Here is a 6,689-nt window from a genome sequence, read left to right as displayed (position 1 = left end):
ATTTACATTTCTAAATGGTTTTATTTTTTATAAATAAAATTTATATTTTAGATGTCTTTGTCATTCTTAATTGCTTTAATATCTTTTTTTAACTGTTCTTTTAAAAATTTAATATCATTCTCACTATTTTTTACTTTTTTTAATGCTTCAATTTTAACTTTAGTATCTTTTTTTAATGCTTGAATCTTATCATTTTTTTCAGATCTAATTAACAATTTGGCTCCAACTTTCTTTGTTAAAATGTGTAAACCCCTAAAAGGGTATTTTTTTAATAAAAGTTTTTCATCTTCAATTAATTCTTGATTGCGAGAAGCAATAACAGTAGCTTGTAAACCACCAGAAATATTAACTGCAGTTCTGCCCATATCAAATAAACCATCTAAGGCACCAATAATACCATAAACAGCAGCATAATAGCTACCAAAACCAAGACCACCTAAAACACCAGCTGTTACAACAGCAGCAGTTCCTGGTACTCCCGCAATTCCTAATGAAGCAACTAGTGTTACAATTAAGCCATTAATAAATAAAATAGCGATTGTTCAGTTGGGAAAATTACCAGGAAGGATAACACTAAATCATAAGAAAGATAAAATAATTCCAGGTTGCACTCCAGCACAGCCACTTAAACCTATTGTTGTTGAAAGCGGCATTACTGTATCACTACCTTCTTCTTTCACTTTTAAATCTTCTTTTAAAGTATTCATAGCGATTGGTAAAGCGGCATTAGAAGACTGCGTTGTAAAACCAGCAATAATTGGTTTCTGTGCTTTTACTAATCAACGATAAGGATTAATACCAAATAAATATAATGATAATAAATGTCATAAGAAAGTAATAAGTAGTGCTAAATAAGCAACTCCAATAATAATGCCAATATTAGCAAGTGCACCAATTGGTTGATTAATAATTGCTGTTGCTAGCATACTCATAACAGCAAATGGCATAATTTTAATAAACATCATTAATATTGAAATAATAATTTTTCACATTGTTTCTAAAGTGTTTCTTGCTTTGTCCATTCGTTCTTCATTATGCTTAGTTAGTTTTTTAATTGCAAATCCAATTAAAGCACCAAGGACAATGATTGGAATAATTAATGTTTGAGTAAAAACACCAATTAAGCTGCTAGGAACGTAACTAATGATAATTTCGGGAATTGTTTTGGCAGTAGTTTTATCGTAACTACCACCATCAGTTAAATTAAAACCTTGGCCAATTTTAAAAGCAATTCCTAGTCCAAAGGCAATAGTAAAAGCAATAGCCACATTTATTAATAAAATAGTAATACCAACTCCTGAAACTTTAGTTATTGTTTTTGAGTTACTATTTTTTTTACTAGTAATTCTAGCGATAGCTAAAAATACTAATGGAATAGTTAACATAGTAATACCAATAATAAAAATAGTTTTTAATAATTCAACGGACTTCTCCCCACATGTACTTGTGGAGGAAACAATGAAATTGAATGAGTTCAACAATACTTTTCAAACAGAACAAGATTGTTTGAAATATATAGTAAGTTTGAAGGAAAATAAATGTATCAGGTGTTATTGAACAAATTTGAATACTTCTGATTTAAGAAGAATAAGATGTTTGAAATGTCATCAAACATTTAGTATTCTTCATGGCACCATTTTTTACAAGTCACAAATACCTTTGAAATCTTGGTTTTATCTCATCTTTAGATGAATAAACACCAAACATGGAATTCCATCAACTGATGTTGCAAAAGAATTGGGGGTAACTTTGAAAACTGCTTGAAGAATGGGTCATAAAATCAGAACTTGTATTGCCAAACAAGAATCACAATTTATTGTTGAGGGCATAGTGCAAATGGATGAAATGTATCTTTCACATATGGGTTTTAAAAAACAAGGAAGATCCTTGGTGAATAAAACCTTGATTGTTGGTATTTATGAAAAAACAACCAATAAATTAATTGTGAAAGTATTGAAAAATGCAAAAAGTAAAAATCTTTTGCAGTTTGCAAGAAACCACATTTCTTCAAAGTGTCATGTACATACTGATTTTTGAAAAGGATATTGCGATTTTAAATCGGTTTTCACTAAGCATGAAACAGTCAATCATCAAGATAGCTATGTTTCAAAAACTGGTGTAAATACCAACCAAATTGAATCAGTTTGAAAACATATAAGAAGAACATTTAAAACACATATCAAAGTTGCAAAACATCATGTTCATTTATATGCAAAAGAAGCTGCATATAAATTCAATAAGATACCTAGTTTTGAAATTGTAATGCTATGTTTGATTTAAAAATGTGGGGAGAAGTCCGTAGATAGGCTTTTCTCAGCATTTATGTGATAAAATTTAAAAATAGTACATAAAGGGAGAAAAGCCTAATTCAATTCAGTGTACAATTTCTGCAACTCAGGGTATATAGTCAGGATTAGGTTTTATTGGTGTTCCAGGTAAGTTAGGATAAGTAATGTTATGACTATTAAAACCAGTAATAGCTTGGATAGTAATACCAAAAATTAGTCCTAATCCCATTCCAGTAAAAATACGAATTGGAAATTTAGGTTTAGTTTTTTTAATAAAAATAGAAAGTGCTAGGATAATACTAAAAAAGACAATTATCCCGATTAGACTTTGTCAGTGTGAAATACCAACAAAGTCTCTTAATAAGTTAATATTGTCACTACTAAGAGTTGTCATAGTTGCTACCTCATTCTTTTTATTTTTTATAGGTTATGACGATGTTACTTTTTTGCTTGCTATATGAATAATATCACTAGTACGAGCAAAAGGAGGTGAATAAACTAAATCTAAATTTTGTAAATCACGGATGTCCATTTTATTTCAAATGGCAGTAGCAAGAGCATTAATTCTTAATGTGGCATGATTATAACCTGCCATTTGTGCTGCCAGTAATTGGAAATTTGTTTTATCATAAAATAGTTTTAAGTATAAAGGACGAGATTGTTTTAAGTATCTTGGTAGATCATAATCTTTAATATAAACACTACCAATTTTATTTTTATCAATCGTATCAAAACTACCAGTTTTTGTTATTTCTAAATTACCAACACGTAAAATACTTGACCCTAAAGTTCCTGGATATTTATGTTCTGGGTTTTTAATATTATCAGCAATAATACGTGCCATTTTATTAGCATTAGTTGCCAAGGGAACATATATTGATGATTTATCAAATTGACTATATATTTGTGCACAATCACCACCACTATACATATTTGAAAACTTTTTTGTAACATTTTCTTTAGAAGGAATTTGACAGAATTCGTTAATAATAATTGCTTTATTTTTGTTTAATTCAATATTGCTATTTTGTAAAAAATTCGTATTTGGTTCAAAACCAACTGCTAGTATTACTAAATCACAAGGTATTGTTTTTCCATTTTTTTTATCATTTACACTTCTTAAACGCAAATCATTAACATTATTATGAGTTATCATTAGTTCTTCAACTTGATAGTTTAGTAAAATAGTGACATTGTTTTTTGATTTAGTTTTATGATTAATATTTTTTTTGGTTAGTTCATCATAAATTAATTGACTAAATTCTTTATCAACAACGTCTGCCATTAATCGATCTTTCATTTCAACGATTGTGACATCTTTTTTTTGTTTTAAGCACGCTTCTGCCATTTCCATGCCAATAAATCCACCACCAATAATAACTATTTTTTTAGCATTTTTCATTGCTTTTTTTAGATTTATGGCATCTTCTTTAGTAAAAACATTATAAACATTATGTGGTAAAATACCATGACTAAAAGGTGGCGGAATTTTTGGTTTGGCTCCTGTTGCAATAACTAAGGCATGATAAGATACAACTTTTGCTTTAGTTTTATCGTCTATTGTTTTTTTGACATGAATTTCTTGTTTTGCTGTATCGACTTTAATAACATTTTGATTTAAATGAATTTTAATTTTATTTTTATTATTAGTTTTTTCTGAAAAATCTTTTTTTGTACGGTCATTTAAAAGTTTTTTATCTTTAAATTCATTAGCAATATAATAAGGAATACCACAAGCACCAAGTGAAATATAGTTTTTTTCTTGATAAACATGGATATCAAAGTTTTTATCACTATTTTTTTCACTACGTAATAATTTACTCGCAACTCCCATCCCAGTCGCACCAGCACCAATAATAATAACTTTAATTTTCATTTTTATCATCGCTCCACTCTCATTAATTATAATATATATTTAATAAAAAAATCAATTAATAGTGTTTATCTTAAGTATTGATTCATTTTTGAACAAATTCTAAAGTAGTGTCACTAATACCCTTATCAGTTACTAAATTATATTCATTAACAACTGTGTGGTCTAAATCACCAATTAAAAAACTTTGACCGTGGTTAGCATCAAGGATAGTGTATAATGAACTTTTTTTTGGTATTTCATAGCGAATTTTTTCTTGAAATAATTCGTTAGCATTAGTGTAGTAAATAAAGTGATCATTTTGACCGTGAAGAAATAACATTGGCATATCAGGTATTAGTTTTAAATATTTAATTGGTTGTATTTCTTGTAAACCATCAATACCAAATGTTTTTTGTGCTTTTTTACGACTTAATTTCAGCATTAAATTAGTAGGTAAGAAAGCATAGTTGTATAGTTTTTCACTATAGGTACGATCTAAGCGACTAAATGTACAATCAGAAATAATGAATTTTACTTTTTGATTAATTTTATGTTTTGCATATAAATTGCTTCACATTACTACTGTTGCGCCACCTAATGAAAAACCATATAATCCTAAAGCAGTAGTTTCTTGTTTATATGTTTTACAACAGTATTCAATAATGTCTTGTAAATCTTGTGATTCTTTTAAACCAAAAGTTGTTGGTGATGCATCACTTTCACCATGGTTACGAGCATCATATCAAATAACATTGTAGCCAGCACGTAAAAAAATGAAAGCTTGTTTAAATATTCAAAATCTTGTATTAGTTATTCCGTGTAATAGAATTATTGTTTTATTATTATTTTCATTTTTAAGGGGACTTTTTAAAAGATTACCGTATAATGTTAAATTATCAATTGATGTTTTAATTGAAAAAGGAATTATATTTTCATGTTTTTCTAGGTATTCTCAATATTCAAAATACATTGGCCATTTTGCTAATTCAATTTTAACTTTCGGTTGAAATTGTGAATTATATTGCAAGCATGCTTTAAACATTTCAATTGAATTTATATTAACTTTTTGTCTTAATTTTATTCTATTAATACTACTTTGTTTCATTTGTTTTCCTCACATTTTAGGTCATACATTTTAATAGTCGACATTATTTAGTATTGTTGGTTTTGGTTTACAACGAATATATTTTTTATATTTTTTATAAGGTATAAATTTAATATATTTGTATTTGCTAACTACGTGTTGTCCATTATTTTTACTATTTCGTCGTAAACAGGGTTTTACTTTTTTGATTTTAAAAGTACCAAAATTAGGAATAGTAATTACTTTACCTAGTTGGTTAATATTTTTAATTTCTTCAATTACACAATTAAAAACTATTTCAATATCTTGAATGTTAAATTTAGTTTTATCTGATACTCTTGCAATTAATTCTTTTGCGTTCATAAAAATCAACCCTATCTGTTTGCCCATATCCTTCTAATATTATTTTATATTATTTTATTTATAAAATGTAATCTTTAAATTTTTCGTACTTTGCTTGTTAATAATTTTATATATAAAAGGCATTTTACATATTTAATTTGAATAATTTTAACATTAAAAATAATAAGAATCAAAGATAAAAATTTCTTTATTATATTCAATAGTATAAGTAAGTATATTCCTTAACTATAATTATAATTTCTATAAAATGTAATTACAAAAATAAAAGTGTTTGGCCATTGCTTTAGTTTTAAAGCAAGTGGTTTTTTATTTTTGAAAGAAAAGAAAGAGAGGTTTAAAATTATTCTAGAGATAGCGACAACAAATGTTTCAATAAGTGATATTGAAAATAAGATTAGAAAATTTAAAGAAAATTTAGAAATTTTTAAAAAAGAATTCACATTTTTCATAAATGAAAGTGTTGAGGAACAACGTAATTATAAACAAAGATATCAAGATATTTTATCAGAAGAAGAATTAGAAAATAGTAAATATGAAAAGGATTTAGCTTATAAAGAAGATGATTTAAAAAACTTAAAAAGTCATATTGAAGATTTAACAAAAAGTAGCACTAATAATCAACTTAGAAATCAAACATTGGATGAAAAAATAGCAAAAGATCAAAAAGAATTAAAAATAATAAGAAAAGAAATTAAAGCTTTGCAAAAAGATAAAGAAGAGTTTAAAGAAAAAATCACAAAGATAGATAAAGATACTTTTCAAGAAACTCAAAAAAATATTGAAGATTTCCAAGCTACTATGAGAACAAAAATAAAATATGTTGAAGTAGTATCAACCTTAATTGAAGTTAATTCAAATGATGCAAACATACAAAAGCATTGAGATGCATTATGAATCGATTATAATAATAAAGTTAAAAATGCAAAAGAAAGAATTCAAATTTTAGAAACAAAAATTTCAAGTTATAAAAAACAAATTTTGGAAAACGAAAGTAGTATTAAAAACCAAAAAAAAGAAATAATATTACTAACGCAAGAACAATTAAAGTTAGAAATTGATATAAAAAAAATTGGGAGCTTACCGATGTTGTCAATAATAG

General features: G+C 26.5%; 7 protein-coding genes. 2 read left to right on the top strand and 5 right to left on the bottom strand.

Annotated features, from left to right (window positions below; translation table 4 throughout):
• Positions 1-47: 47 nt before the first annotated feature.
• Positions 48-1,478 (bottom strand): dicarboxylate/amino acid:cation symporter, encoded by a 1,431-nt coding sequence (locus M0D11_RS04905; protein ID WP_252320626.1) that lies wholly within the window; start codon positions 1,476-1,478, stop codon positions 48-50.
• Positions 1,479-1,659: 181 nt separating this feature from the next.
• Between M0D11_RS04905 and M0D11_RS04900 the strand changes: the two genes are divergently transcribed.
• Complete coding sequence (locus M0D11_RS04900; RefSeq protein ID WP_252318950.1) at positions 1,660-2,280, top strand: IS1595 family transposase; 621 nt, start codon at positions 1,660-1,662, stop codon at positions 2,278-2,280.
• Positions 2,281-2,334: 54 nt separating this feature from the next.
• Here M0D11_RS04900 and M0D11_RS04895 read toward each other — a convergent pair whose 3' ends face one another.
• The 4 genes from M0D11_RS04895 to M0D11_RS04880 all read right to left on the bottom strand — a co-directional run bounded on the left by M0D11_RS04895 (position 2,335) and on the right by M0D11_RS04880 (position 5,590).
• Complete coding sequence (locus M0D11_RS04895) at positions 2,335-2,682, bottom strand: hypothetical protein (protein WP_252320624.1); 348 nt, start codon at positions 2,680-2,682, stop codon at positions 2,335-2,337.
• 33 nt (positions 2,683-2,715) lie between these two features.
• Entirely contained in the window at positions 2,716-4,164 is a 1,449-nt protein-coding gene (locus M0D11_RS04890; RefSeq protein ID WP_252320622.1) for an FAD-dependent oxidoreductase, read from the bottom strand.
• Positions 4,165-4,234: 70 nt separating this feature from the next.
• On the bottom strand, positions 4,235-5,248 hold the full coding sequence (locus tag M0D11_RS04885) for an alpha/beta hydrolase (RefSeq protein ID WP_252320620.1): 1,014 nt from the start codon (positions 5,246-5,248) through the stop codon (positions 4,235-4,237).
• 30 nt (positions 5,249-5,278) lie between these two features.
• Positions 5,279-5,590, bottom strand: a complete 312-nt coding sequence (locus M0D11_RS04880; protein ID WP_174480240.1) for an HU family DNA-binding protein — start codon at positions 5,588-5,590, stop codon at positions 5,279-5,281.
• Between the two features lie 312 nt (positions 5,591-5,902).
• Here M0D11_RS04880 and M0D11_RS04875 point away from each other — a divergent pair.
• A partial coding sequence (locus M0D11_RS04875; RefSeq protein ID WP_252320618.1) for a hypothetical protein occupies positions 5,903-6,689 on the top strand: 787 nt, incomplete at its 3' end.

It is taken from the genome of Spiroplasma endosymbiont of Lariophagus distinguendus (genome assembly GCF_023846195.1).
Taxonomy (GTDB): domain Bacteria; phylum Bacillota_I; class Bacilli_A; order Mycoplasmatales; family VBWQ01; genus Spiroplasma_E.
The sequence above is the reverse complement of the archived record's forward strand: the minus strand, read 5'-3'. Positions and strand labels throughout refer to the sequence as shown.